Source organism: Blattabacterium punctulatus (assembly GCF_003226695.1).
Classification (GTDB): domain Bacteria; phylum Bacteroidota; class Bacteroidia; order Flavobacteriales; family Blattabacteriaceae; genus Blattabacterium; species Blattabacterium punctulatus.
This window is the reverse complement of sequence record NZ_CP029808.1, coordinates 19,762-45,211: the sequence shown is the minus strand read 5'-3', so window position 1 is coordinate 45,211 and position 25,450 is coordinate 19,762. Positions and strand designations below refer to the sequence as shown.

The 25,450-nt window shown below is 22.7% G+C and carries 28 protein-coding genes and 2 tRNA genes; 6 read left to right on the top strand and 24 right to left on the bottom strand.

Translation table 11 applies throughout. From position 1 onward, the window contains the following. Nucleotides 1–5: 5 nt before the first annotated feature. Complete coding sequence (locus DM780_RS00230) at nt 6–1,469, bottom strand: glycine--tRNA ligase (RefSeq protein ID WP_110548510.1); 1,464 nt, start codon at nt 1,467–1,469, stop codon at nt 6–8. A gap of 30 nt (nt 1,470–1,499) precedes the next feature. Beyond that, nucleotides 1,500–2,438, bottom strand: a complete 939-nt coding sequence (gene trxB / locus DM780_RS00225; protein ID WP_110548936.1) for a thioredoxin-disulfide reductase — start codon at nt 2,436–2,438, stop codon at nt 1,500–1,502. A 30-nt stretch (nt 2,439–2,468) separates the two neighbouring features. On the opposite strand from trxB, the gene DM780_RS00220 reads away from it, so the two are divergent. After that, nucleotides 2,469–2,900, top strand: a complete 432-nt coding sequence (locus DM780_RS00220) for a type I restriction enzyme HsdR N-terminal domain-containing protein (RefSeq protein WP_110548509.1) — start codon at nt 2,469–2,471, stop codon at nt 2,898–2,900. Here the strand turns inward: DM780_RS00220 and gap are convergent. The 6 genes from gap to fabZ all read right to left on the bottom strand — a co-directional run bounded on the left by gap (nt 2,888) and on the right by fabZ (nt 9,107). Then, nucleotides 2,888–3,910 (bottom strand): type I glyceraldehyde-3-phosphate dehydrogenase, encoded by a 1,023-nt coding sequence (gene gap, locus DM780_RS00215; protein ID WP_110548508.1) that lies wholly within the window; start codon nt 3,908–3,910, stop codon nt 2,888–2,890. The genes DM780_RS00220 and gap overlap by 13 nt on opposite strands. A gap of 12 nt (nt 3,911–3,922) precedes the next feature. Further along, entirely contained in the window at nt 3,923–5,716 is a 1,794-nt protein-coding gene (gene lepA / locus DM780_RS00210) for a translation elongation factor 4 (RefSeq protein WP_110548507.1), read from the bottom strand. A 114-nt stretch (nt 5,717–5,830) separates the two neighbouring features. Continuing rightward, nucleotides 5,831–6,415, bottom strand: coding sequence for an aminoacyl-tRNA hydrolase (pth, locus tag DM780_RS00205; RefSeq protein ID WP_110548935.1), 585 nt, complete (start codon nt 6,413–6,415; stop codon nt 5,831–5,833). Beyond that, entirely contained in the window at nt 6,405–7,292 is an 888-nt protein-coding gene (sucD, locus tag DM780_RS00200) for a succinate--CoA ligase subunit alpha (RefSeq protein WP_110548506.1), read from the bottom strand. The genes pth and sucD overlap by 11 nt, the downstream gene beginning before the upstream one ends. A gap of 341 nt (nt 7,293–7,633) precedes the next feature. Next, the gene (locus tag DM780_RS03075; protein ID WP_394336189.1) at nt 7,634–7,693 is read right to left on the bottom strand and encodes a hypothetical protein; all 60 of its coding nucleotides are present in this window, start codon (nt 7,691–7,693) and stop codon (nt 7,634–7,636) included. Between the two features lie 139 nt (nt 7,694–7,832). Continuing rightward, nucleotides 7,833–9,107 (bottom strand): 3-hydroxyacyl-ACP dehydratase FabZ, encoded by a 1,275-nt coding sequence (fabZ, locus tag DM780_RS00190; protein ID WP_110548505.1) that lies wholly within the window; start codon nt 9,105–9,107, stop codon nt 7,833–7,835. Nucleotides 9,108–9,374: 267 nt separating this feature from the next. On the opposite strand from fabZ, the gene DM780_RS00185 reads away from it, so the two are divergent. Both DM780_RS00185 and rpmH read left to right on the top strand, forming a co-directional pair. Further along, a complete protein-coding gene (locus DM780_RS00185; protein WP_235611985.1) occupies nt 9,375–9,737 on the top strand; it encodes a hypothetical protein in 363 nt (120 codons plus the stop codon). A gap of 16 nt (nt 9,738–9,753) precedes the next feature. Continuing rightward, nucleotides 9,754–9,903 (top strand): 50S ribosomal protein L34, encoded by a 150-nt coding sequence (rpmH, locus tag DM780_RS00180; protein ID WP_110477338.1) that lies wholly within the window; start codon nt 9,754–9,756, stop codon nt 9,901–9,903. A gap of 2 nt (nt 9,904–9,905) precedes the next feature. Here the strand turns inward: rpmH and DM780_RS00175 are convergent, their stop codons facing one another. Next, a complete protein-coding gene (locus DM780_RS00175) occupies nt 9,906–11,081 on the bottom strand; it encodes a M14 family zinc carboxypeptidase (RefSeq protein WP_110548503.1) in 1,176 nt (391 codons plus the stop codon). Nucleotides 11,082–11,338: 257 nt separating this feature from the next. Between DM780_RS00175 and DM780_RS00170 the strand changes: the two genes are divergently transcribed. Together DM780_RS00170 and DM780_RS00165 are read left to right on the top strand one after the other, a co-directional pair. Further along, a complete protein-coding gene (locus DM780_RS00170) occupies nt 11,339–12,130 on the top strand; it encodes a CPBP family intramembrane glutamic endopeptidase (RefSeq protein WP_110548502.1) in 792 nt (263 codons plus the stop codon). A gap of 76 nt (nt 12,131–12,206) precedes the next feature. Then, nucleotides 12,207–13,130 carry a ribonuclease Z gene (locus DM780_RS00165; protein ID WP_110548501.1) on the top strand — a complete coding sequence of 308 codons (924 nt, stop codon included), beginning with the start codon at nt 12,207–12,209 and terminating at the stop codon, nt 13,128–13,130. On the opposite strand, the gene DM780_RS00160 is transcribed toward DM780_RS00165, so the two are convergent. Both DM780_RS00160 and DM780_RS00155 read right to left on the bottom strand, forming a co-directional pair. After that, on the bottom strand, nt 13,119–14,324 hold the full coding sequence (locus DM780_RS00160) for an ABC transporter permease (RefSeq protein WP_110548500.1): 1,206 nt from the start codon (nt 14,322–14,324) through the stop codon (nt 13,119–13,121). The two genes, DM780_RS00165 and DM780_RS00160, sit on opposite strands and share 12 nt — an antisense overlap. A 6-nt stretch (nt 14,325–14,330) precedes the next feature. After that, nucleotides 14,331–14,654: a ribosome-binding factor A gene (locus DM780_RS00155; protein WP_110548499.1), complete on the bottom strand. Its 324-nt coding sequence runs from the start codon at nt 14,652–14,654 to the stop codon at nt 14,331–14,333. Between the two features lie 95 nt (nt 14,655–14,749). Here DM780_RS00155 and DM780_RS00150 point away from each other — a divergent pair. Beyond that, nucleotides 14,750–14,823, top strand: a tRNA-Ile gene (locus tag DM780_RS00150). Nucleotides 14,824–14,852: 29 nt separating this feature from the next. Here the strand turns inward: DM780_RS00150 and DM780_RS00145 are convergent. The 13 genes from DM780_RS00145 to DM780_RS00085 form a co-directional block, all read right to left on the bottom strand. Further along, nucleotides 14,853–14,926 (bottom strand) — tRNA-Arg (locus DM780_RS00145). 14 nt (nt 14,927–14,940) lie between these two features. After that, complete coding sequence (gene rpmA, locus DM780_RS00140) at nt 14,941–15,195, bottom strand: 50S ribosomal protein L27 (RefSeq protein WP_110548498.1); 255 nt, start codon at nt 15,193–15,195, stop codon at nt 14,941–14,943. Between the two features lie 24 nt (nt 15,196–15,219). Continuing rightward, entirely contained in the window at nt 15,220–15,546 is a 327-nt protein-coding gene (gene rplU, locus DM780_RS00135; RefSeq protein WP_014245985.1) for a 50S ribosomal protein L21, read from the bottom strand. A 6-nt stretch (nt 15,547–15,552) separates the two neighbouring features. After that, nucleotides 15,553–16,788, bottom strand: a complete 1,236-nt coding sequence (locus DM780_RS00130) for an aminotransferase class V-fold PLP-dependent enzyme (protein WP_110548497.1) — start codon at nt 16,786–16,788, stop codon at nt 15,553–15,555. Between the two features lie 3 nt (nt 16,789–16,791). Further along, nucleotides 16,792–18,090 (bottom strand): Fe-S cluster assembly protein SufD, encoded by a 1,299-nt coding sequence (sufD, locus tag DM780_RS00125; RefSeq protein WP_110548496.1) that lies wholly within the window; start codon nt 18,088–18,090, stop codon nt 16,792–16,794. 6 nt (nt 18,091–18,096) lie between these two features. After that, nucleotides 18,097–18,867 carry a Fe-S cluster assembly ATPase SufC gene (gene sufC, locus DM780_RS00120; RefSeq protein WP_110548495.1) on the bottom strand — a complete coding sequence of 257 codons (771 nt, stop codon included), beginning with the start codon at nt 18,865–18,867 and terminating at the stop codon, nt 18,097–18,099. A gap of 26 nt (nt 18,868–18,893) precedes the next feature. Beyond that, the gene (sufB, locus tag DM780_RS00115) at nt 18,894–20,336 is read right to left on the bottom strand and encodes a Fe-S cluster assembly protein SufB (RefSeq protein ID WP_110548494.1); all 1,443 of its coding nucleotides are present in this window, start codon (nt 20,334–20,336) and stop codon (nt 18,894–18,896) included. A 21-nt stretch (nt 20,337–20,357) separates the two neighbouring features. Next, on the bottom strand, nt 20,358–20,687 hold the full coding sequence (locus DM780_RS00110; RefSeq protein WP_110548493.1) for a HesB/IscA family protein: 330 nt from the start codon (nt 20,685–20,687) through the stop codon (nt 20,358–20,360). Nucleotides 20,688–20,743: 56 nt separating this feature from the next. After that, nucleotides 20,744–21,244: a DUF192 domain-containing protein gene (locus DM780_RS00105; protein ID WP_110548492.1), complete on the bottom strand. Its 501-nt coding sequence runs from the start codon at nt 21,242–21,244 to the stop codon at nt 20,744–20,746. After that, nucleotides 21,241–22,110, bottom strand: a complete 870-nt coding sequence (gene lgt / locus DM780_RS00100) for a prolipoprotein diacylglyceryl transferase (RefSeq protein ID WP_110548491.1) — start codon at nt 22,108–22,110, stop codon at nt 21,241–21,243. Before lgt ends, DM780_RS00105 begins: the two co-directional genes overlap by 4 nt. 5 nt (nt 22,111–22,115) lie before the next feature. Next, a complete protein-coding gene (gene yidD / locus DM780_RS00095; RefSeq protein WP_110548490.1) occupies nt 22,116–22,334 on the bottom strand; it encodes a membrane protein insertion efficiency factor YidD in 219 nt (72 codons plus the stop codon). 12 nt (nt 22,335–22,346) lie between these two features. Next, entirely contained in the window at nt 22,347–24,605 is a 2,259-nt protein-coding gene (locus DM780_RS00090; protein ID WP_110548489.1) for an aconitate hydratase, read from the bottom strand. A 65-nt stretch (nt 24,606–24,670) separates the two neighbouring features. After that, nucleotides 24,671–25,444, bottom strand: a complete 774-nt coding sequence (locus tag DM780_RS00085) for an alpha/beta fold hydrolase (RefSeq protein ID WP_110548488.1) — start codon at nt 25,442–25,444, stop codon at nt 24,671–24,673. Nucleotides 25,445–25,450 lie beyond the last annotated feature (6 nt).

Below are 25,450 nucleotides of genomic sequence, written 5' to 3'. Positions count from 1 at the left end.
AAATATTATATTGATAATTTTTTTAAAATTTTTCGTATTCCAGTTTTATATTCTATAATTTTAGAAATATCTTTTATATGAATTCTTTTTTGTTTCATAGAATCTCGATCTCTCATAGTTACTGTATTTGTTTTGATAGTATCATAATCTATAGTAAAACAAAGAGGAGTTCCAATAGCATCTTGTCTTCGATAAAGTTTTCCAATAGATTTTTTTTGATCATAAACTAGTTGATAGTCTATCTTAAGATTATTAAATATTCGTTTTGCAATTTCTGGTAATCCATCTTTTAAAACTAATGGAAATATAGCTGCTTTTATAGGAGATAAATAAGGTGGAAATTTTAGTACAATCCGTTCATTTCCATTTTCTAATTTTTCTTTTTTAAGAGAAGAATAAAATATAGCTAAAAAAAGACGATCTAAACCTAGGGATGTTTCTATTACATAAGGAATATAATTTCCAATCATCTTTGTTTTTCCAAAAACTCTTAATTTTTTTTTTGAAAATTCCTCATGTTGTTTTAAATCAAAATCTCTTCGGGAATGTATACCTTCTATTTCTTGAAATCCAAAAGGAAAATTAAATTCTATATCTGATCCGATACTAGCATAATGTGCAAGTTGTTCATGATCACGTATTTGATATTTTTTATTTCCTAAATTTAATTCTAAATGCCATTTTAACCTATTTTTTTTCCAATATTCATACCATTTCATTTCTTCTTCAGGAAGAATAAAAAATTGCATTTCCATTTGTTCAAATTCACGCATACGAAAAATAAATTTTCTAGCAATAATTTCATTACGAAATGATTTTCCTATTTGAGCAATTCCAAAAGGAATTTTCATTCTACTAGAATTTTTTATATTTAAAAAATTAGAAAATATACCCTGTGCAGTCTCCGGACGAAGATATAATAAATTTCCTTTTTCTTCTTCAATTTTAAACATCATATTAAATAAACGAATATTTGTCCAATTATGAGATCCACATATTGGATCAGGTATATTTAATTCATCAATTAAAACCCTAATATCTAATAAATCCTTTTTTTTTAAGGATTGATACATTCGAAATAATATTTTTTCTTTAGGAATTTTTACTAAATGACCTTTATTTTTGTTATCCATTAAATTAACATATTCTCTAATTAAGATCTCAGGGCAATATCTTTTTTTAGAATCCTTATTGTCAATTAAAAAATCATTAAATTTTTCAATATGTCCAGAAGCTTTCCAAATATCAGAATGCATAAGTATAGAAGTATCTATCCCAACTATATTTTCATGAAGTTGAGTCATTGACTTCCACCAATATTCTTTAATATTATTTTTTAATTCTATTCCATATTGTCCATAATCATATATAGCATGTAAACCTCCATAAATTTCACTAGATGGAAAAACAAAACCATAATTTTTGGCATGGGAAATTAAAAAATGGAAAAAATGATAGTTTTCTTTCATGCATAAAAAAAAATGAAAAATATTAAATAATTAATATAAATATAAATACCTTTCCAAATCTAAAGCGGCCATACATCCAGTACCAGCTGAAGTAATAGCTTGACGATATATAGGATCTTGAACATCGCCTGCAGCAAATACACCTGGTTTATTCGTAGAAGTCCCACCTCTTTCTACAATAATATAACCATTTTTATCTAGATTAAGTTGATTTTTAAATAATTCTGTATTAGGAGTATGACCTATGGATATAAATAGACCACTAATAAAAAGGATTTTAGTATTTTTATCTTTATTATTCATTATTTTAATTCCCTCTAAAAAACGATCTCCAATAATTTCTATCACTTGATAACAAAAAAAAATTTTTATATTTTTCTTTTTAAGAATACGATTTTGTAAAGCTTTAGATGCTCTAAAATAATTTTTTCTAACAAATAAATATACATTTTTACAAATTTTGGATAAATAACTAGCTTCTTCTAAAGCAGTATCACCTCCTCCTACAACTGCTACATCTTTTCCTTTATGGAAATACCCATCACAAGTAGCACAAAAAGAAACTCCAAGTCCTATAAATTTTTTTTCTTTATCTAATCCCAAAAATTTAGAACGAGAACCTGTAGCTATGATAATACCTTTACTTTCTATATTTTCTTTGTTTTCTACATTAATAAAATGTACCCCACCTTTCTGATTAGATAAATATACTTCAGTAATAGTTTTATGAATAATAAGAGTATTGAAACGTAATGCTTGTTTTTTACAATTTTCCATAAGTTCATTTCCACTAATTCCTATTGGAAATCCAGGATAATTATCCACATCCGTAGTAACTGTTAATTGACCACCAGGTTGAAATCCTAAAAAAAGGGTAGGATTTAGATCTGCACGAGCGGCATATATAGCTGCTGAATATCCAGCAGGACCAGATCCAATAATTACACAATTCATTATTTTTTTTGACATAAAAAATATTTTTTTTAATATTGAGTATATATGTATTTTTTTGATTTTTTTTCTAATCATTTACATTTAAAAAAAATAAAGAATAAAACTTATATATTCTGTGTAATTCGAAAAAAATTTTATTCCTTTACTAAGGAAGAAGTAATTCGTCAATACATAATTTTTTTACTAAAAAAAGTAAAAAATTATAAAAATTCTGATATATGGGTCGAACACCCTTTTCATATCAATAAATTAAATAAAAGATTAGATATTTTAGTTCATTTAAATAAAAAACCACATATAATTATTGAATGTAAAGCACCTAATATTTTATTAACACAAAAAATTTTCGATCAAATATCTAAATATAATAAAAATATAAAAGCACCATATCTAATGATTAGTAATGGAATAAAAAATTTAGTTTTTAAAACGGATCAATATAATAAAAAGTTTTTATTTTTGAATTATATTCCATAATCACGATAAACCATATAATGAATAAGATCTATTAATTTAGTAGAATAACCTACTTCATTATCATACCATGAAACTATTTTTATAAAAGTAGGATTTAACATAATACTTGAACTAGCATCGAAAATAGAAATTCTTTTATCTCCTATAAAATCTGTAGATACTACTGCTTCTTCAGTATATCCTAAAATTCCCTTTAATCTAGTTTCAGATTCTTTTTTTATGCAATATTTAATACAATCATAAGTAGTCCTCTTCCTTAAACGAACAGTTAAATCTAATACTGATACATCTGATATAGGGACTCTAAAAGCCATTCCTGTTAATTTTCCGTTTAAACTAGGTATAATTTTTCCAACCGCATTTGCAGCTCCAGTAGATGATGGAATCATATTAATTAAGGATGATCTTCCACCTCTCCAATCTTTAGATGAAACAGAATCTACAATTTTTTGAGTTGCAGTAGAAGCATGTATTGTAGTCATCAATCCTTCCAATATCTCAAAATTATCATTTAATACCTTAACAATTGGAGCTAAACAATTAGTAGTACAAGAAGCATTAGATATAATATCTTGATTTGAATTAATAGTATCATGATTAACTCCCATAACATACATCGGTATATCATCTCCTTTTGGAGGTGCGGATAATATTACTTTTTTAGCTCCTGATTTCAAATGTATTTCAGCTAATTTTTTCGTTAAAAAAAGACCAGTAGATTCAACAACATAATCTACCCCTAAATTCCCCCATTCTAAATTTTCAGGATTTTTTTCATTAGTTATTTTTATCCTTTTTTCATTTAAAATTAAATAATTGTTATTTTCTATCCGAATATTTCCTTTAAAAGGACCATGAACAGAATCGTATTTTAATATATAAGCTAAATATTCTATGGAAGCTAAATCATTTACGGATATTACTTCAATATCATTTTTATTTAAAGCAGATATTAAAACCAATTTTCCTATCCTTCCTAAACCATTTATTCCTATTTTAATTTTGGACATATTGAAAAATTTTTAATTAATTTTTAAAAAATTGACAAAAGTAGATGAAGGAATTTCCACTTTTCCTATCTGACGCATTTTTTTCTTTCCTTTTTTCTGTTTTTCCAAAAGTTTTCGTTTTCTAGAAATATCCCCTCCATAACATTTAGCAGTTACATTTTTTCTTAGAGATTTAATAGTTTCTCTAGCAATAATTTTTCCAGAAATAGAAACCTGAATAGGTATACTAAATTGATGCTTTGGAATCAAAATTGCTAACTCTTTACATATTTTTCTTGCTATAAAAAAAGCTTTTTCTTTATGAACTAAAAGAGATAAAGCATCTACTTTCTGATGATTAATTAATACAGTAATTTTTTTTAAATCAGAATTTCTATAATCTAAAAAATAGTAATCAAAAGTAGCATATCCTTTAGATATTGTTTTTAATTTATCATAAAAATCAAATATTATTTCAGATAATGGAATTTCAAATGTAACTTTTATTCTACTAGAGGTTAAATGATGTTGATCTCCAATTATATTTCCTCTTTTTCCTATACATAAAGATATAACATTACCTATAAAATTTTCTTTAGTAAGAACGGAAACTAAAACATAAGGTTCCTCTATTTTTTGTATTTTTTCCATTTCTGGAAAATCTGAAGGATTATTAACAATAATAACCTTATTCGATTTTTTTTTCATAAAAACTTTATAAGAAACATTAGGAATAGTAATGATTACGGTAATTCCATATTCACGTTCAAGACGTTCTTTCACAACTTCCATATGAAGTATACCTAAAAAACCACAATGAAATCCAAATCCTAAAGCAGATGAAGATTCAGAACTAAAAGTAAGAGCAGCATCATTCAATTGCAATCTTTCCATAGCAGAACGTAATTCCTCATACTTATCAGAAGTTACAGGATAAACACTAGCAAAAACCATAGGTTTAACTTCTTCAAATCCACTGATAGCTTTTAAAGCTGGATTTTTAGCATCAGTGATCGTATCTCCTACTTTTACTTCATAAGTATTCTTAATTCCAGAAACGATATATCCTACATCTCCTGATTCAATCTTATTTTTAGAAATACGTTTCAATTTAAGAATCCCTATTTCATAAGCATAATAAATTTTTTCTGTAGACATAAAACGTAATTTTTGCCCTTTTTGTATAAATCCATTTTTTACTTTAAAATAAGCGATTACTCCAGTAAATGAATTATAAAAAGAATCAAAAATCATTGCTTGTAAAGGAGCTTTATTATCCCCATTTGGAGGGGGAATATGTGTAACAATTTTATCTAAAACTTCCTTAATTCCAAATCCATTTTTAGCACTAACAGAAATAATATCTTCCGATTTGCATTTTACTAGTTCTATAATTTCTTCTATAACATCTTCAGATCTTGAATTAGATAAGTCAATTTTATTTAATATTGGAATAATGAAAAGATTTTTTTTTAATGCTAAATAGAGATTAGATATAGTTTGTGCTTGTACACTTTTAGTACAATCAACAACTAATAAAGCACCTTCACAAGCTGCAATTGAACGTGATACTTCATAGGAAAAATCTACATGTCCTGGAGTATCTATTAAATTTAATTTATACTCTTTATTTTTATATTTATATTCCATTTGAATAGCATGACTTTTAATAGTAATACCACGTTCTCGTTCTAAATCCATATCATCAAGTAATTGATGTCTATATCCTTTTGGAACTGTTTTTGTAAATTCTAATAAACGATCAGCTAAAGTACTTTTTCCATGATCTATATGTGCAATGATACAAAAATTCCGAATGTTATGCATACATAATTTATTATTTTACTTTATATATAATGATAATATTAAATAAATTCGAACTAATTTAATAAAAATCGATATTTTTATTTATTATAAGTTTCTATAATAATCTTTATACTATTATAATTTTTTTTTATTGAATAAATTCATTGTTTTTTGTAATCCATTTAAAATAAATGAAAATATTATATTAATACTTATTTCCAATTTATTAAGTATATCCTTTAATTCATTTTCCTTCCAAATTCCTAATACATAATCTGTTTTTTTAGAAAAATTATTTTTAATTCCAAAACGAAGACGAGCATAATGAGAACTTTTTAATTCTTTTTCAATACTTTTTAATCCATTATGTCCTCCATTACCTCCTTTTCCTCTTAAACGAAGAGATCCAAAATTAAGATAAATATCATCAGATATTATAAGAATATTTTTTAATAGTATTTTTTTTTTATTCATCCAATATTTAACAGATAAACCACTTTTATTAACATAAGTAGAAGGTTTTAGAAAAAATATTTGTTTTTTATAAAAAATGAATTCTGAAAGAAAACCTAATTTTTTTTTATCAAAAGAAAATAAATATTTTTCTGATATTTTATCTAAAATAAAATAACCTAAATTATGTCTTGTTTTTTGATATAAACTACCTGGATTCCCTAATCCAATTATTAAAAATTTATCCATTAATACATTATTTTTCATTATCATGAAGAACTTCATTCACTTTCATTCCTATATATGCAAGAGATAAAACAATATGTATTCCACATTTTTTCATGATATTCATTTTTACTTTTGCAGTTTCTGATGTACTTCCTATAATAGCACCAGCATGACCCATGGTACGTCCTTTAGGAGCCGTTTTTCCTGCTATAAATCCTATAATTGGTTTTTTATTTTTTGATTTTTTTATCCATTCTGCAGCATCAATTTCTAATTTTCCACCTATTTCTCCAATAATAACAATGCATTTCGTCTCATTATCTTTCAAAAATAATTCTACAATTTCTTGGATATTCATTCCAATAATAGGATCTCCTCCTATACCAATCGCAGTAGAAATCCCATATCCATATGTTATTATTTGATCGGCAGCTTCATAAGTAAGTGTACCAGATCTAGATATAATTCCTACACCTCCTTTTTTATTAAAAACTAGATTAGGCATAATTCCAACTTTTGATTTTTTCGGAGAAATAATTCCAGGACAATTGGGACCAATTAATCGTGATATTTTTCCTTTTAAAAAATATTTTACTCGTATCATATCTAAAACTGGAATTCCTTCAGTTATGCATACAATTACTTTAATATTCATACTAATTGCTTCCATCATAGCATCTGAAGCAAATAAAGAAGGAACAAAAATAACACTTACATTTCCTCCAGTATTATTAACTGCTTCATACATAGTATTAAAAATAGGGACTCCTAAATAAATTTTACCTCCTTTTCCAGGAGTTACCCCACCAACTACAGTTGTTCCATAATTAATCATCCTTTCAGTATGAAATAAACCTTCTTTTCCAGTTAATCCTTGTACAATAACTCGAATGTTCTTATCTATCAAAATACTCATAATTATTTATCTGATATTTTAATATATTTTTTTTATTATTTTCTAACTATTTCTATGATAATAGGATTTATTATTATCCGTATTAATTTTAATATATTCCCGGAATTTATAAAAATAAAGGAGCTAAAAGTTTAGTTTTTATTTCTAAAATAGCAATTTTATTAGCTTTATTATAATAGTATCTCCTTTTTTTTACAGATTTTGTATATTTAATTTTTAAAATAACAGTTAGGATTATTTTTTATTAATTTTTTTTCAATTTTTATTTGATCATAACTTTTTTTTTATATTTATATAAATAAATATAGACTTTGACATCTAATAACGATATGATTCAATTTCTATTTTTTTTTTATTTTATATTTAGCTGAAAAATTAATTTCTAAAATATGATCTGTCATAATATTTTTTAATTTAGTTCTTATAAAAGCATAATATCCTTTTTATTTATTATTTTTATGTAATATATATAATCCTTTTCTGATATATTCGTATATACATTGTATTAAAATTAAATATGTAAAAATTTTTTTAAAAAAATCAATCAATTTTCATTATTTTTGCCAATACTTCTGCTTCAACTACCAGTTTTTTATTTACATATCCTTTTCCTTTCATATGAACAATTCCTCTTCTTATAGGCTTTAATAAATCTACTTGAAAAACTAATAAATCTCCAGGAACTACTTTTTGTTTAAATTTAACTTTATCTATTTTTAAAAAATAGGTAGAATAAAATTCTGGATTTTTTAATTTATTTAAAACTAAAATTCCACCTACTTGTGCTATAGCTTCTATCTGTAAAACTCCAGGCATTATTGGTTCTTTAGGAAAATGCCCCATAAAAAAAGGTTCATTCATAGTTACATTTTTTACTCCTATTATATAATTTTCTGTTAATTCTATAATTTTATCTACTAAAAGAAATGGAGGTTTATGAGGTAAAATTCTCATAATCCTTTTTATATCAAACAGAGGATTTTTTGTTAAATCAAATTGAGGGATATCTTTTTTTTTGAATACTTTAATTTTTTTTATCAATCTTTTTGCAAATTGTGTATTTATATAATGACATGGTTTATAAGCTATTATTTTACCTTTTAATTTCACTCCTATTAAAGTTAAATCACCAATAATATCTAAAAGATAATGTTTAGCCATTTCATTAGAAGTATTATAATGTAAAAAATGTAAATTTTTTCTATTCACAATTTTTTCTTTTTTTTCATAAAGAAAACAAAAAGTTTTTGAATTTGCTATTTTTTTCTTAAATTGACTTAAATTTTTTAATACAGCATTTTGTGTATCAATAAATTTTGAATCAAAATCCATCAAAATTATTATTTCAAATTTTTTAGAAGGTAATGCAATAATTTCTCCTCCTGTTTTTGAATCTTCATAAGATATAATTTCTTTTATTGAATAATATTTTCTTTCTGCATTTTGTTCTATAATTCCAACTTTTTCAATAGCTTCTACGAAATATTTGGAAGATCCATCCATTATAGGAAATTCAGTATTATCTAATTCTATAATAACATTATCTAAATCCATACCAGTTAAAGCAGCAAGTACATGTTCACTAGTACGGATTTTAAATTCATTATTTTCTAGAATAAGACCTTTTTCAGTTTTATTTAATAGAAAGGATAGATTTGCCTTCATATAAGGGTTTCCTTTGATATCTGTTCTAACAAAAATAAATCCTGTATTTTCTGGAGCTGGTTTAAAAGTAATAGTAACTTTTTTTTCAGTATATAACCCTATTCCTTGAAAAGAAATTTTTTTTGCAATGGTTTTTTGTTTATCCAACATAAATTAATTAATATTATTAAGAGGAAAGATGACTCACTAACATTTTTTATTTTTTATTATTAATTTTTATCACATTTATTGAAATAATTTTAGTAAATTATTTATGAATTTAATTCTAATTTATTTTTTTTAAATTATTATATATCAATAATATATATACTATATTTAATATAAAAAATAAATTTTATAATAAATAAATTTAATTTTCAAAAACTTTATGTAATTTAGGAATTGCCAAATTTATTTTTGTAATTGATTATGAATTTCATGAGGCGTTTTTATTTTTTTTTAACAGGTTTTATTATTGGTATTATAATTTTATATTATTCCTATAATTATTCTACTTCTTATCATCAAAAAATATTGAATAATAATATAAAAAATAAAAAAATAATAATTGAAGTAAATAAAAATAATATACAAAAATGTAAAAAAAACTCTATATTATGCAATCCTGTTTTTATAAAATCCAAAATTTTGAAAAAAGGAAAAATTTTTTTTCAAAAAAAAATTTTTAAAGAAAAACCTTTTCCTTTGATTTATCATATTGAAATTATAGAAAAAAATAAAAAAAAAATATTTATAATAGAAGAAAAATTAAAAACAATTATTATAAAAAAAATTATATAAAATATTTTAATTTTTTATGAAAAGAACTTACCAACCTTCTAATAGAAAAAAAGTTAATATTCATGGATTTCTAAAACGAATGAATACAAAAAATGGTCGTAATATTCTATCTAGAAGAAGAAAAAAAAATAGAAAAAAATTAACAGTTTCTAATTTTAAAAAATGAATTTAAAAAATATCAAATATGTATTGATCTCCAATTTCTGGAAAATTTTTACCTTTTTTTCTTTTTATATAAAAATTTTTTTCATTAAAAATAGTATCTTCATATGCAAAAAAATTAGATAAATCTCCTATATCAACAATCTTTGAAATTAAATTGATATTTTTTCGAATAGGATCAAATTTTTCTATAGTCCTCATTCCTATATCAACTAAAAATTGATATTTATCTTTTTTTATTTGAAATTTTCTATAAATTTTATCGAATAATTTGTTTTTATTTTCAGGAATAGAAAAATAAGATTTATATTCTTTTTCAATATTTATTTTATTAGTAGAAAGTAAATAAAAACCTAAAAGAATAGAAAAAGTATTATATTTTCTAATTATCTCTTTTTGATTATCTTTAGGTAACCAACCCGCTTCAAAAAGAATAGAAGGATAACCTAATTTTTGAAAATTATCTCCAGTAGCTGTAGGATATATTTTATCTGAGTATCGTCCTATCGATCCGATACTGGGTAATATACCTCTCATTTTTTTTTCAATAGAAGAGATCAATCCCATAGATTTTTTTCTCTTATAAGTTATTTTTTTATCTCCTTCTACAGAAGGAGATAAAAATGATAAAATAGATGGATTAAAATATTTATCTCCAATATTATAAATACTTTTTTGATCATGTAAATTAAATAAAATATGAGGATTAGTCTTTTTTATTTCATAAAATAATATCTTAATTTCTGGAGATTGTAAACGAATAGCATCTCTATTTAAATCAATATTTACAAAATTTCTCCTTTGAAATTTTTCTGAACCATCAGGATTTAACATAGGTATAAATAAAATAGTTAATTTATTCCTTAAAAATCTAACTAAATCATGATTTTTTTCTTTTGAAAAAAAATGAAAAATATCAAACATAGATTTTGTACCTGTAGTTTCATCACCATGCATTTGAGACCAAATAAAAATTTTAAAATCCCCTTCACCCCATTTAAATTTAAAAATTATTCTTTTCTCTATGGAAAATCCTATAGGTTTAATAGAACATATATTCTCGTATTTTTTAACCATTTTCAATAACTTAGAATATTTAAAAATTCTAGAAGATGTTATAGTCTTATCCTTAATAAGAGAATTATAATATCTAAATAAAGTATCTATATCAAAATATAACATAATAGATTTTATTATTTTTATTTTTAATAAATTATCCCCTCTTTTTCTTTAAAAAATTTTTTTTACCTTTCATTTTTTTGTTTATTACAAAAATACAATTGAAAAATGATTAAATTCAAAAAAATTTTATTAAATATAATAAATTATAAAACTTTATAAACTAGTAAAAATACTAGATTTTCGTAAAAAAAAATGTATATAATATTACATAATTCCTATAAAAAAAATTTGAGGAATTTAACGAAATTTTATTCTTTATGAAGAATTATTTTAAAATAAGTTATACTGAAGCTTTTCTATTAATTTTATCATTTACTTTTTTAAATTTTTTCAATATAATTTTTAGAAAATTATTGATTACTATAAATTTACCTGAAAGTATGATATTTTCTATATCGTATACAATTCCATTTATTTTTTTATTTATTTTTGTTTCTTATCAAGCACAAAAGAAAAATCTTATTATAGAATTATCATTTAAAATATCTCCATGGTATATTTATTTAGTTCTTTTTTGTGTAATGTTTTGTATGATTATATTGAATGATTACATATCTTCATTTGTTCCAAAAGATGGACCATTATTAGGAAATATGTATAAAGAAATTGAAGATTTTTTTAAGGAAGAAGTAAAAAATCCAATTCCTTTTTTCTCTACAACTGTATTATTAGCTCCTATATGTGAAGAAGTACTTTTTAGAGGAATTATTTTAAATGGAATGTTAAAAAATAAAATCCATCCAATTAAAGCTATTTTATTTTCTTCTTTTTTATTTGGATTAACTCATATGAATCCATGGCAATTTGTAGGGGGACTTTTTATTGGAAGTTTTATAGGATTTATTTATTTTACAACAACTTCCATAATAGATTGTATTTTATTACATATATTTAATAATGCTTTCGCATTATTTACCATGTTTTTTTTCATTAAAAATGAAGAACTTTTTTCAAAACAAAAAAGTTTTAATTTTTTATTAATTTTGATTATTAGTTTAATAATAATTATTGGTTGTATTTTTCTTTTTAAAAAAAGAAAAAAAACATGAAAAAAAATTATAGAATTATATATTTTAAAAATTTGATAAAATTCATGAATTAATTATCACCAATATTATATTATTAATGAAAAAATCTTCATTAACTATTTTAGGGTGTCACTCTTCAATTCCAACTAAAAAATTTTATCCAACATCTCAAATATTAGAAATGAAAGGATCTATTTTTCTTATTGATTGTGGAGAAGGCACACAAGTTCAATTAAGAAAAGCAAAAATAAAATTTAATAAAATAATACATATATTCATATCTCATTTACATGGAGATCATTTTTTCGGATTAATTGGATTACTTTCTACTTTTCATTTATTAGGAAGAGAACAAGCGGTAAATATTTACGCTCCAAAAGGATTAAAAGATATTATCAATACTCATTTTAAATGGTCTTATACACGAATAAAATATTGCATAAATTATATAGAATTATCTTCTAATAAATTAGAAAAAATAATGGAAAATGAAAAAATAGAAGTTTATACTATTCCATTAAAACATAGAATTTATACTAATGGATTTCTTTTTAAAGAAAAACTTAGTAATAGAAAATTAAATATGGAAGAAATAAAAAAAATTCCTGATATCAATATTGTACATTATAAGGACTTAAAAATTGGAAAAAATTTTAAAACTAATGAAGGAAGAATTATACCAAATTGTCAACTAACATTTGATCCTCCTAAAATATTATCTTATGCTTTTTGTTCAGATACTTCCTACTATTATCCTATTATTGATCATATAAAGTATATAGATTTACTATATCATGAATCAACCTTTTTAAAAATAGAAGAAATAAGAGCTATTAATACAGGTCATTCAACAGCTTACCAAGCAGCATCTATAGCTAAAAAAGCTAAAGTAAAAAAATTAATATTAGGGCACTATTCTAATAGATTTCCAAATATTAAAGATTTCGAGAAAGAAGCAAAAAAAATTTTTTCTAATGTAGAAGCATCAGAACCTTTAAAAAAATATTATTTAGATCAATAAATAATTCATTCTTTTAGATGAAAAAAAAGATATGATTATACCTATTGTTAAAATTATACATGTCGTCATATAAAAATCTTCTATTGTAAATTTTACTGGAAAAGGAAATTTTCCTCCAATTTTAAAAATATGATATTTTTCTTGTAAAAAAGATGTAACATATGATATACATATACCTAAAAAACATCCGGAAAAAGTAATAATGAAACCTATATAGAAAAAAATTTTTTTAATCCTATATAAAGAATAACCAAAACTACATAAAATAAAAATATTTTCTTTTTTATCTAATTGTAATATAAAAATAGCACTAATTAAATTAAATCCAGCAATTAAACTTATTAAAAATAATAAAAAATATATAAATATTTTTTCCGTATTAATAATTTTTAAAAAAGCTTTTTCTTTTTCTATACGTGTTTGTATCATGTATTTAGATCCTAATTTTTTTTTCAAAAGATTTTTGATATTATTTATATTTTCATTTTTATGAATTTTTATTTCTAGGAAATGAAAAGTTTTTTTTTTAATTAATTTTTGAATTTCGGAAATATCACAAAATAAATATTGATTATCTATTTCTTGATTAAAATGAAATAATCCTTTTATTTTTACTTCTTTTTGTATAATAATTGGGGGATTATTTATTTTTTTTTTATCAAAAAAAAAATAAATAATTTTTATAGGATTTTTTTCTATTTTATCAAAAAATAATAATGAAAAAAAAGGTAAAAAATAAGATAATCCTATATATATATTCAATTTTTTATCAAATAATTTATTTTTTTTTATAAAAACAATTTTTTTAAAATTTTTCATTACTTTTCCATATTCGGAATCTACACCTTTCAAATAAAAAAAATATTTATTATTTTTATAATATAAATACACTTTTTTTTCTATAGTTTTAGAAAAAGAAAAAATTCCTTTTATAGATTTCATTTTTTCTTTTAATATTTGATCATTTATTAAAATGTTTTTTTTATTATAATCAGAAAGAATTATATCAGGATAATTATTTTGATAAAATTTAATATTTAAATTTTTTACACCTGAAAAAATAGATAAAATAGAAGATAGAGAAAATGTAGATATACTAAGAGATAAAATAGATAAAAAAATAATAATATTAACAATATTATTTTTTTTTTTAGAAAAAAAATAGCGTATAGCTATATAAAAAGAAGGATTCAATAAAAATTATTCAATCAAATGTTTTCTTGAAAAAGAATTTTCTAAACGAAAATCTAATTTTGGAATTTTTTTTACACGATATCTAAGTTTTTTAGATAATAATTTTCTATAAAATCCAGATTTTGATCGAATTTTTTTAAAAATATTTTCTTTTATAAAAGGATATATAGATATATATCCTTTTATAAAAGTCATATCGGGATTAATACAAACTTTGGTCAAAGTAATTAAAAAACCTTCTCTATTTTCATTATTAAATTCTTGATGAAGTATTTCGGCAATTTCCGTATAAAATATTGAAGATATTTTTTTATTTTTAATGGAATCCATTATTATAAAATTTTTATAACTTAAATTTACTAAAAAAAAAGTATACTTTTTTTTTTTGGAATCAATAAAGAATTTTTTTTAAAATTGTATTTATAGGTCCCATAGCTCAGTTGGTTAGAGCATCTGACTCATAATCAGGAGGTCGCTGGTTCAAATCCAGCTGGGACCATTATTTTTTTTTATTTTTTATATTTTATATGACCGGGGAGGGATTCGAACCCACAACTTACAGTTTAGGAAACTATTGTTCTATCCTATTGAACTACCCAGCCTCATTTTATTTTCATTATTTGGATATAATAGATACAATAGACTTATTTTTTTTTATTTTTTTAAAAAGGACAAATCCTGTTTTTATAGCATATAAAGTATGATCTTTCCCCATTCCTACATTTATTCCAGGATAATGTTTTGTCCCACGTTGACGAACAATAATATTACCTGATTTAGCAAATTGATTTCCATATATTTTTATTCCTAATCTTCGACCTTCTGAATCACGACCATTTCTAGAACTTCCGGAACCTTTTTTATGAGCCATTTTAAATTAAAATTTTTTATATTTTTATTTTTCAATTTCTGAAAAAGAAATCACTTTAATTTTTGTAAAAAATGGTCTAAATCCATTTTTTACTTTATATCCTTTTCTCTTTTTTTTTTTAAATACAATTATCTTATTTCCTTTTAAATGTTGTAAAATTTCTATTTGAATATTTATATTTTCTAAAAATGGATTTCCTATTTTTGTAAATCCATTTTTAAAAAATAGAAAAATTTGATTAATCCATATTTTTTCTCCTAAATTCATAGAAGAAAGACGAGGAACATAAACAAATTTATTTTCAATAAGTTTAAATTGATTTCCTAAAATATTTACAATTGCGTATATCATATATTTTTAATGCTTTAATAAAAATTTTTTTACTTTTAAAATACTATCAAATAAATAATCTATTTCTTCAAAAGTATTATATATAGAAAAACTAGCACGAATCATTCCTTTTACATTAAAAAAATTCATTAAAGGTTGAGCACAAAGATGACCAGTTCGTACAGCTATTCCAAAACGATCTAAAATACTTCCAACATCAAAACAATGTAATTTACTTAAATTAAAGGATATAATACTAGATCTTTTTTTTAAATCACTTCCTCCATATAATTGGATTCCATCTATTCTACTTAAAAGTTTTATAGCATAACTTAAAAGTTCTTTTTTATAATTTTGGATATTTTCTACTCCTATTTTTTCTACAAAATCTATAGCTTCTCCCCATACAATAATTCCTTCTATATTTGGAGTTCCAGCTTCAAACTTAAATGGCAAATCAGAATAAGTAGTTTGATCAAAACTTACTTTATTAATCATTTCACCTCCAGTTTGATAAGGATCAAGATAATTTAATATTTTCTCCTTTCCATATAAAATTCCAATACCAGTAGGTCCATACATTTTATGTGCAGAAAATACATAAAAATCAGCATTTAAATCTTGAACATCTAAATCTAAACTAGATGGAACTTGTGCACCATCAATCAAAACTAAGGCTCCATATTCATGAGATTTATCAATAATATTTTTTACAGGATTTATTATTCCTAAAACATTAGATACATGATTAATTGCTACAATTTTCGTCTTTTCTGAAATTAAAAAATTAAAATACTCTAATTGTAATAATCCATCTTGATTAATGGGAATTATTTTTAATAAAGCTTTTTTTTTTGAACAAAGAATTTGCCATGGTACAATATTAGAATGATGTTCAAGATAGGAAATAATAATTTCATCTCCTTTTTTTATCAAAAAACTAATACTAGAAGCTACTAAATTAATAGATTCTGTAGTTCCTTTTGTAAAAATTATTTCTGAAGAATGTTTTGCATGAATAAATTTTTGAATTTTTTTTCTTACATTTTCTACATAAAAAGTAGATTCTTGACTTAAAAAATGTAATCCTCTATGAACATTAGAATTTATAGTGGAATAATAAATTTCAGAAGCTTTAATTACTTGAAAAGGTTTTTGAGTAGTAGCAGCGTTATCTATATAAACTAAAGAATTTGAATAAATTTTTTTTTTTAAAATTGGAAATTGATCTCGAATTTTTTGAATTTTTTCTTTTGAAAACATATACTATAAATATATGCCTAATTTTTTTTTTATTTTATTATAAACTATATTTTTTAATTTTAAAATATTAATAGGTTTTAATACTTCCTCTAAAATAGAAAGTAATAATAAAACCTTTCCTTCTTTTTCTGGAATTCCTCTTGATTGAAAATAAAATAAATCAGATTCCTGAAAACTTCCAATAGTACAACTATGTGAACATTTTACTTCATCAGAAAATATTTCTAATTGAGGTTTTGCATATATATAAGCTTCATCCGAAAGAAGAATATTATTGCTTTTCTGAAAAGCATTAATTCCTTTTATTCCTTTTTCAACAAGTATTTTTCCATTAAAAATATTTTTAGATTTTTCTAATAAAATACTTTTATATAATTGAAAACTATATGAATTTGAATATAAATGATCTATTAAGGTATGATGATCTATCAATTGTTTTCCTGATAAAAGAGAAATTCCATATAATGAAGAAGAAGTATTTTCTCCGTTAGAATAAAAATTTAGATTATTTCTAATAAAATTTCCTTGAAAAGAAAAAGTATGAACTGAACATTTACTATATAAGTTTTGTTGAATAAAAGTATTATCTATCAAATTATCCCCTTTAATATCATCTTGAATTTTATAATATTCTATTTCACTATTATCAAATGCATAAATTTCACTAACAGAATTGCTAAATAATAAATGTTTTTTTAAAGATTTATGATGTTCAATAATTTTAACTTTGGATGATTTACCTACTATAATTAAATTTCTTGGATTTAATAGAATTTTTGATTCTACTCCTGTATAAATATGTAATATTTCTATAGGAGTTTTTAAATAAACATTATTAGGAATATAAATATATCCTCCATCATTTGAAAAAATAGTATTTAAACTATTAAATGCATCATATTTACGTAATAACTTACCATAAAATTTTTTAATTTTTTCTTCTTTTTGTGAAGATATATTGGATAATATAATATTTTTTTTTTTATTATTATATTTATGGGATAGATAAAAATTATATTCTCCATCAATAAAAACAAGAATAAAAGAATTTTTTTCTTTTAGAAAAACCATTTTTTCGATTGTCTGATATTCTAATTTTTTTTTTCTTTTTGAAAATATTTTATAGTCTTGATTAAGAATTGAATTTAGATTCGTCTCTCTCCATTCTTCATTTTTAGAAGATGGAAATCCATTTTTTTTAAAAAAATGGATCGATTGATATCGTAATTTGGATAAATAAGAATCCTCTTCACTAGAATTTAATTCTGAAAATGATGAGATAATTCTATCTTTTAATAACATTATAATCTAATTATTTAGATAAATATTTTTTTTTTCATTTATAATCCAATTATATCCTTTTTTTTCTAATTTATCAGCTAATTGTTTATTTCCGGATTTAACTATTTTTCCATCATATAAAATATGCATTATATAATCTGAAAATAAATAATCTAATAATCTCTTATAATGAGTAATAATTAAAATAGAATTTTTATTATTTTTTAAAGTATTAATTCCATTTGAAACAATACGTAATGCATCTATATCTAATCCTGAATCTACTTCATCTAAAACAGATAATAATGGATCCAACATAGACATTTGAAATATTTCATTTCGTTTTTTTTCTCCTCCTGAAAATCCTTCATTCAATGATCGATAAAAAAAATTTTTTTCAATATTTAAAAGTACGGATTTTTTTTTCATTTTAAAAAGTATTTCTTTAGCGGGCATTTTATCTAATCCTCTTGCTTTACGAGATTCATTAATAGCTGTTTTAATAAAATTAATTACAGAAATTCCAGGTATTTCTACTGGATGTTGAAAAGATAAAAAAATCCCCAAATGTGCACGTTCTTCTGGAGAAAAATTTAGTAAATTTTTATTCTGAAAATAAATATTTCCTTTAATTATATTATATTCTTTTTTACCTGCAATAACAGAAGCTAATGTACTTTTTCCAGAACCATTAGGCCCCATAATTACATGAATTTCTCCTGAATTAATTTTCAAATCAATTCCTTTAAGAATTTTTTTATTTTCTATAGAAACATGTAAATTATTTATAATTAACATATAAATTATTTAAAATATTTTTTCTATTATCCAACAGATCCCTCTAAAGAAATTTCTAAAAGATTTTGAGCTTCTACTGCAAATTCCATTGGTAATTTTTTTAAAACTTCATTACTAAAACCATTTATAATAAGAAAAATAGCTTTTTCTGTATCAATTCCTCGTTGATTACAATAAAAAATCTGATCTTCTCCAATTTTTGAAGTAGTAGCTTCATGTTCTACTTGAGAATTAGAATTAGATACCTTTATGTATGGAAAAGTATTTGCTTGACATTGATTTCCTATTAATAAGGAATCACATTGAGAATAATTACGTGATTTTATAGCTTTAGAATAAATTTTAACTAATCCCCTATAATTATTTTTAGATTTTCCAGAAGATATCCCCTTTGATATAATTACACTTTTCGTTTTTTTTCCAAGATGAATCATCTTAGTACCTGTATCCGCTTGTTGAAAATCTTTGGTTAAGGCTAAAGAATAAAATTCCCCAATAGAATAGTCTCCTTTTAAAATACAAGATGGATATTTCCAAGTAATAGAAGACCCCATTTCTACTTGTATCCAAGATATTTTAGCTTTTTTTTCACATAATCCACGTTTTGTTACAAAATTATAAATACCACCTATACCTTCTTTATTACCAGGAAACCAATTTTGAACAGTCGAGTATTTAATTTCAGAATTTTCTAAAGCAATAATTTCTACTACAGCAGCATGTAATTGATTTTCTTTTCTTTTTGGTGCAGTACATCCTTCTAAATAACTAACATAAGATTCTTTATCTGCAATAATTAAAGTTCTTTCAAATTGACCAGTTCCATTTTCGTTAATACGAAAGTATGTAGATAATTCCATAGGACATCGAATTCCTTTTGGAACATAACAAAAAGATCCATCTGAAAATACAGCTGAATTAAGAGCTGCATAAAAATTATCTTTTTTAGAAACTACAGTACCTAAATATTTTTTTACAAGATCTGGAAATTTTTTTAAAGCATCATTAATAGAACAAAATATAATCCCATAATCTTCCAATTTTTTTTGAAATGTAGTAACCAAAGAAACGGAATCTAATACTATATCTGTAGCAATTTTAGAAATATTTTTTTTTATAGGAACTCCTAATTTATTAAATGTATCTAATAATTCTGGATCCGTTTTATCTAAATTATCTAGATCTATTTTTTTTTTTGGAGATGAATAATAACTTATTTCTTGAAAATTTGGTTTTTTATATTTTATATTTGCCCAATTTGGCTCTTTCATTTTTTTCCATACAGAATAAGATTCTAATCTCCAATTTAACATCCATATTGGTTCTTTCTTTTTTTCTGATATTTTTCGAATAACATTTTCATTTAATCCTGCTGGAATTTTATCCGATTTTATTGGAGTATAAAATCCATATTTATACTCATAATCAGAACTAGTAAAATTATCCAATACTTTATTTTTTTTTTTCATATAATAGAAATATAACTAAGATTAAGATGAAAAACTTTTTCCGCATCCACAAGTATGTTTAGCATTAGGATTTTTAAAGTAAAATCCTTTTCCATTCAAACCACCTGAATATTCTAATGTAATTCCAACTAAATAAGGAAAACTATTTTCATCTACTAATATTTTCATTCCATCATACTTAAAAAGTTTATCTTCTTTTTTCTTTTTTTCATCAAAAGTAAGTTCATAAGATAAACCAGAACATCCTCCATTTTTAACACCAAATCTAACAAAAGAAAGATCATTAGAGAGTCCTTCTTCTTTCATAATAGAAATCAATTTATTTTTAGCTTGATCAGATATAAAAACCATAATAATTATAAAATTTTAAATTTTTAAAGTTAAATAATATTCAATATTTATTATTTTTATTTATTAAAAAAAATTTTTGTTTTTCCTTGTTTTATCCCCCACTTATCTGACATACCAGCATTTATTTCCAAAATATATTTTATATTAGAAATATTAATTTTTTCTATCCTATTCATAGGATAAACATATTTATTTATAAAAAAAACGGTATTAAAATAATCAATATAAATAATATCTAAAGGAATTCGCATATTTTTCATATTTATTTGATAAATATCTTCTTTATTAGTTAATAAAAATAACATCCCTCTATTTTCTTTTAGAGAAGATCTATACATTAATCCATTTTTTATTTTTATAGGTGTATTTGCTAATTCTACATCAATTTTTTTTATCAAAAAGTTTTTATTTTTCATATACAATTCTCCGTGTTTTAAAAATTCAATTTCTAATTGATCTCCTACATCAAAAAATAAGGATTCTTCATTTTCACTTTTTTCAGAAGCAGAAAAAAGAAAAAATAAAAAAAATAAAAATAAAATTTTTATTTTTTTCATGAAAAAAAATGTTTATTTTTCCTAGAAAAATAAAAAATAAATATTCCAAAAATAATACATGGTATACTAAGCCATTGTCCAGTATTTAGAGAGTACATATTTATGATCTCATCTCCTTGTGGTTCTTTCATAAATTCTAATAAAAACCTAGAAGACCAAAGTAAAATAAAAAAAATACCCGATATATATCCAGTAATATTTCTAATATTTTTTTTTCTATATAAAAAACATAAAAATAAAAAAATGAAAAAATAAATAATCGATTCATATATTTGAGTTGGATGTCTAGGAACTATCTCTCCATATCCTGTATCCATTTGTAAAAATTTAACAGACCAAGGTAAAGAAGAATTGCATGGAATTCCTACAATTTCAGAATTGAAAAAATTTCCAATTCTTATAAAAACGGCAGATAATGTAGCTACAATACATAATCTATCACATATCCAAAAAAAGGATTTTTTAAGTATTTTTTTACTATAAAAAAAAATAGATAAAATAATTCCTATAGTAGCTCCATGACTAGATAATCCTCTATAACCAATAAATTCATAACCTTTTATTATTCCTAATTTAGAATAATTTTCTTTTACAGGAAAAAAAGCTTCTATCCAATGATCTGAAAAATATGAAAAATCATAAAAAAATATCTGTCCTAATCTTGCTCCTATAACAGTTCCTAAAACTGTATATACCAATAAAGTATCTAAATATTTTTGATGAATTTTTTCTATTTTATAAATATATTTCATAATATACCATCCTATTAAAAAAGATAGAAAAAACATTAAACTATAAATATGTATAGAAACCCCTTTCCATAAAATAAATTTATGGATAGGATCCCAATTAATATATTTTAACATAATTTTTATTTTATAGGATCATATCCTGAATTACCCCATGGATAACATCTAAAAATTCTTTTCAAACTTATTAAAATAGCTTTATAAAAGCTATATTTTATTAAAGATTGAATCATATAATCGGAACAAGTTGGTATATATCTACAATGTTTTCCTATCCATGGAGATATTCCTATTTGATAAATTCGAATACTTTTTAATAAAAAAATATGGATAATATTCATATAAAATTATTTTTATTTTTTTTCTCGAATAAAATTTAAAAAAGAGCCAAATATAAACCATTGAATTTGTCTTTTATTATAAGAATGTTGGACTTTTATTTTTTCTATTTTTCCATTATTATGAATTAATTCTACATCAATATTTTTTTTAGGACGAAAATCTTTTATATAAAAATGAAAAATATCCTCTTCTTTAATTTTATAATAATCGGAAGAATGCAAAAAAGTTAAAGCTAAAATTCCTTGTTTTTTTAAATTAGTTTCATGTATTCTAGAAAAAGATTTTACAAGAACTATACGAACTCCTAAAAAACGAGGTTCCATAGCAGCATGTTCTCTTGAAGAACCTTCTCCATAATTTTCATCTCCAACAATTAAAGTTGTAATTTTTTTTAATTTATAAAATTTAGCAGTATCGGGAACTGTTCCATAATTTCCTGTAAAAATATTTTTTATTTTATTAATTTTATTATTAAAAGCGTTAACAGCTCCAATTAATAAATTTTCAGAAATCTTTTCAAGATGACCTCTATATTTAAGCCATGGACCTGCCATGGAAATATGGTCTGTAGTACATTTTCCTTTTACTTTTATTAAAAGTCTAATATTTAATAAATTTTTTCTATTCCAATAAGGAAATTCAGATAATTCTTGTATTCTTTTTGATTTTGGATTGATATATATAGATAGATTTTTTCCATTTTTTTCTGGATTTTCGTATCCTAACGTTTTTAAATTAAAATTTTTACAAATAGGCATATCTATAGATTTTGGCTCTTCAAATTTTATATATTCTCCTATTTCATTTTTTAATTTATCTATTCTAGGATCAAAGGTTAAATATCCGGAAAAAATTAAAGCAGTAACAACTTCAGGAGATGCTATAAAAGCATGTGTTTTTGGATTTCCATCATTACGGGATGAAAAATTTCTATTAAAAGAATGAATAATTGTATTTTTTCTTTTATTATTTTCTTTTCTATTCCATTGTCCAATACAAGGACCACAAGCATTAGAAAAAATTTTTGCACCTATTTTATTAAAAATAGAAATAAATCCTTGTTTTTTTATTAAACGATATACTTTTTCAGATCCTGGCGTGATTAAAAATTCAGAAGAAATTGTTAATCTTTTTTTTTTTGCTTGTTTAATAATAGAAATAGATTTTGATAGATCTTCATAAGAAGAATTTGTACAAGACCCGATTAATCCTACATCTATTTTAATAGGCCAATTATTTTTAATCACTTCTTCTTTCATTTTAGAAATTGGAATAGCACGATCAGGAGTAAATGGTCCATTAATATGTGGTTCTAATATATTTAGATCTATTTCTATTATTTTATCATAATATTGACATGGATTATTATATACTTCTCTATCTGATTTTAAAAATTTGCTTAATTTATCTGCCATTTCAGATATTTCTTTTCTTCCACTTTTATCTAAAAAAAAACTCATTTTAGGATCATATGGAAATAAAGAAGAAGTAGCTCCAACTTCAGCACCCATGTTACATATAGTTGCCTTACCTGTACATGAAATACTTTCTATCCCATCTCCAAAATATTCAATAATAAAACCTTTAGCTCCTGAAACACCTAAAATTCCAGATAATTTTAATATTACATCTTTAGGTGAGGACCATCCATTTAGATTCCCTTTTAAATGAACTCCAATAATTTTAGGCATTTTTAATTCTAAAAAGTATCCAGACATAACCTCTACGGCATCTGCCCCTCCTATTCCTATAGCTAACATACCTAACCCACCAGCATTAGGAGTATGAGAATCTGTTCCAATCATCATTCCTCCAGGAAAAGCATAATTTTCTAAAACAATTTGATGAATAATTCCTGATCCAGGTCTCCAAAATCCTATACCATATTTATTGGATGCCGATTTCAAAAAATCATAAATTTCTTGGTTTTCAATTATAGATTCCTTTAAATCTTCTTCTGCTCCATTGACTGATTTTATAAGATGATCGCAATGTACCGTTGTAGGTATTTTTGTTTTATTTTTTCCAGTTTTCATAAATTGAAGTATGGTCATTTGTGCTGTAGCATCTTGCATAGCTAGACGATCCGGAAAAAAATTGAAATAAGAATCCTTATAATCTTGATTATCTGAATTTATTTTATTTGAAGTATGAGAATATAGAATTTTTTCAGAATAGTTCATAGGCCTACCTATTTTATTTCGAATTTTACTAATTCTAAATTTTAAATTTGAATAAAAACTTCGAATCATTTTAATATCCAAAATCATAATATTATTTTTTTTTACAAATTTAGAAATTATGTAATTTTTTTGAAAAAATACTTAAATAAGATTTATATTTTTTCGTTTAAAAAATCAGATACTTTTTTGTAAAAATCTATCGGATTATCTATATGTACCCAATGGTTAGATTTACTAACTGTAATAATTTTTGCTTTTGGAAATAATTTTTTTATAAAAAAAAAATCTTCAGGAATAATGTAATTAGAATATTCCCCACGTAAAAAAAGTACAGGATTTTTATAATAACCATCTTTAATTTCCTTATGAATTAAGGAATCATAATTTTTTTCAATTCCAAATAAAAAAAAGCAAAAAGATAATTTACCATTTTTTTTTCTATAAGTGCATTTGGAAAAAAATGATCGAACTTCTACATTTTGAATAAATGGTTTTAAAAATAAATCAAGATCTTTTCTCGTTTGAATAATATTAAAATTTACACTTTTTAATATTTGAATAATATTTTTATAATATTTAGAAGAATAGGCCTTAGGACTAATATCCACAATTATAATTTTTTTAGGAATCCATGGATAATTAAGGGAAAATTTCATAACAGCCCTACCTCCAATAGAATGACCTATAAATATTGTTTGAAATAAATTATAATGACGAATATATTCTAAAATATCTTTTGATATAAGATCATAATCCATTTTTTTTGAAAAAAAACTTTTTCCATGATTTCTAATATCAAGTAAATGAACTTGATATTTTTTAGAAATTTTTTTTGCAAAAGATATCCAATTTTCTCCATTACCAAATAATCCATGCAAAACTAATATTGGAAATCCAATTCCAAAAATTTTAGAATGTAAAATCATAATATT

Bases quoted from the DNA above. Each gene is read 5' to 3' on its own strand.
- DM780_RS00220 (WP_110548509.1), top strand. From the start codon at position 2,469: ATGTATTTTTTTGATTTTTTTTCTAATCATTTACATTTAAAAAAAATA.
- rpmH (WP_110477338.1), top strand. From the start codon at position 9,754: ATGAAAAGAACTTACCAACCTTCTAATAGAAAAAAAGTTAATATTCAT.
- DM780_RS00130 (WP_110548497.1), bottom strand. From the start codon at position 16,788: ATGTTTTCAAAAGAAAAAATTCAAAAAATTCGAGATCAATTTCCAATT.
- lgt (WP_110548491.1), bottom strand. From the start codon at position 22,110: ATGTTAAAATATATTAATTGGGATCCTATCCATAAATTTATTTTATGG.
- DM780_RS00170 (WP_110548502.1), top strand. From the start codon at position 11,339: ATGAAGAATTATTTTAAAATAAGTTATACTGAAGCTTTTCTATTAATT.
- trxB (WP_110548936.1), bottom strand. From the start codon at position 2,438: ATGTCAAAAAAAATAATGAATTGTGTAATTATTGGATCTGGTCCTGCT.
- rpmA (WP_110548498.1), bottom strand. From the start codon at position 15,195: ATGGCTCATAAAAAAGGTTCCGGAAGTTCTAGAAATGGTCGTGATTCA.
- DM780_RS00085 (WP_110548488.1), bottom strand. From the start codon at position 25,444: ATGATTTTACATTCTAAAATTTTTGGAATTGGATTTCCAATATTAGTT.
- sucD (WP_110548506.1), bottom strand. From the start codon at position 7,292: ATGAGTATTTTGATAGATAAGAACATTCGAGTTATTGTACAAGGATTA.
- DM780_RS00105 (WP_110548492.1), bottom strand. From the start codon at position 21,244: ATGAAAAAAATAAAAATTTTATTTTTATTTTTTTTATTTTTTCTTTTT.
- pth (WP_110548935.1), bottom strand. From the start codon at position 6,415: ATGAAAAATAATGTATTAATGGATAAATTTTTAATAATTGGATTAGGG.
- DM780_RS00230 (WP_110548510.1), bottom strand. From the start codon at position 1,469: ATGAAAGAAAACTATCATTTTTTCCATTTTTTAATTTCCCATGCCAAA.
- sufB (WP_110548494.1), bottom strand. From the start codon at position 20,336: ATGAAAAAAAAAAATAAAGTATTGGATAATTTTACTAGTTCTGATTAT.
- fabZ (WP_110548505.1), bottom strand. From the start codon at position 9,107: ATGTTGGATAAACAAAAAACCATTGCAAAAAAAATTTCTTTTCAAGGA.
- sufC (WP_110548495.1), bottom strand. From the start codon at position 18,867: ATGTTAATTATAAATAATTTACATGTTTCTATAGAAAATAAAAAAATT.
- DM780_RS00155 (WP_110548499.1), bottom strand. From the start codon at position 14,654: ATGGATTCCATTAAAAATAAAAAAATATCTTCAATATTTTATACGGAA.
- DM780_RS00090 (WP_110548489.1), bottom strand. From the start codon at position 24,605: ATGATTTTGGATATTAAAATGATTCGAAGTTTTTATTCAAATTTAAAA.
- DM780_RS00165 (WP_110548501.1), top strand. From the start codon at position 12,207: ATGAAAAAATCTTCATTAACTATTTTAGGGTGTCACTCTTCAATTCCA.
- yidD (WP_110548490.1), bottom strand. From the start codon at position 22,334: ATGAATATTATCCATATTTTTTTATTAAAAAGTATTCGAATTTATCAA.
- sufD (WP_110548496.1), bottom strand. From the start codon at position 18,090: ATGTTATTAAAAGATAGAATTATCTCATCATTTTCAGAATTAAATTCT.
- DM780_RS00175 (WP_110548503.1), bottom strand. From the start codon at position 11,081: ATGTTATATTTTGATATAGATACTTTATTTAGATATTATAATTCTCTT.
- lepA (WP_110548507.1), bottom strand. From the start codon at position 5,716: ATGCATAACATTCGGAATTTTTGTATCATTGCACATATAGATCATGGA.
- DM780_RS00110 (WP_110548493.1), bottom strand. From the start codon at position 20,687: ATGGTTTTTATATCTGATCAAGCTAAAAATAAATTGATTTCTATTATG.
- DM780_RS00185 (WP_235611985.1), top strand. From the start codon at position 9,375: ATGAGGCGTTTTTATTTTTTTTTAACAGGTTTTATTATTGGTATTATA.
- rplU (WP_014245985.1), bottom strand. From the start codon at position 15,546: ATGATATACGCAATTGTAAATATTTTAGGAAATCAATTTAAACTTATT.
- gap (WP_110548508.1), bottom strand. From the start codon at position 3,910: ATGTCCAAAATTAAAATAGGAATAAATGGTTTAGGAAGGATAGGAAAA.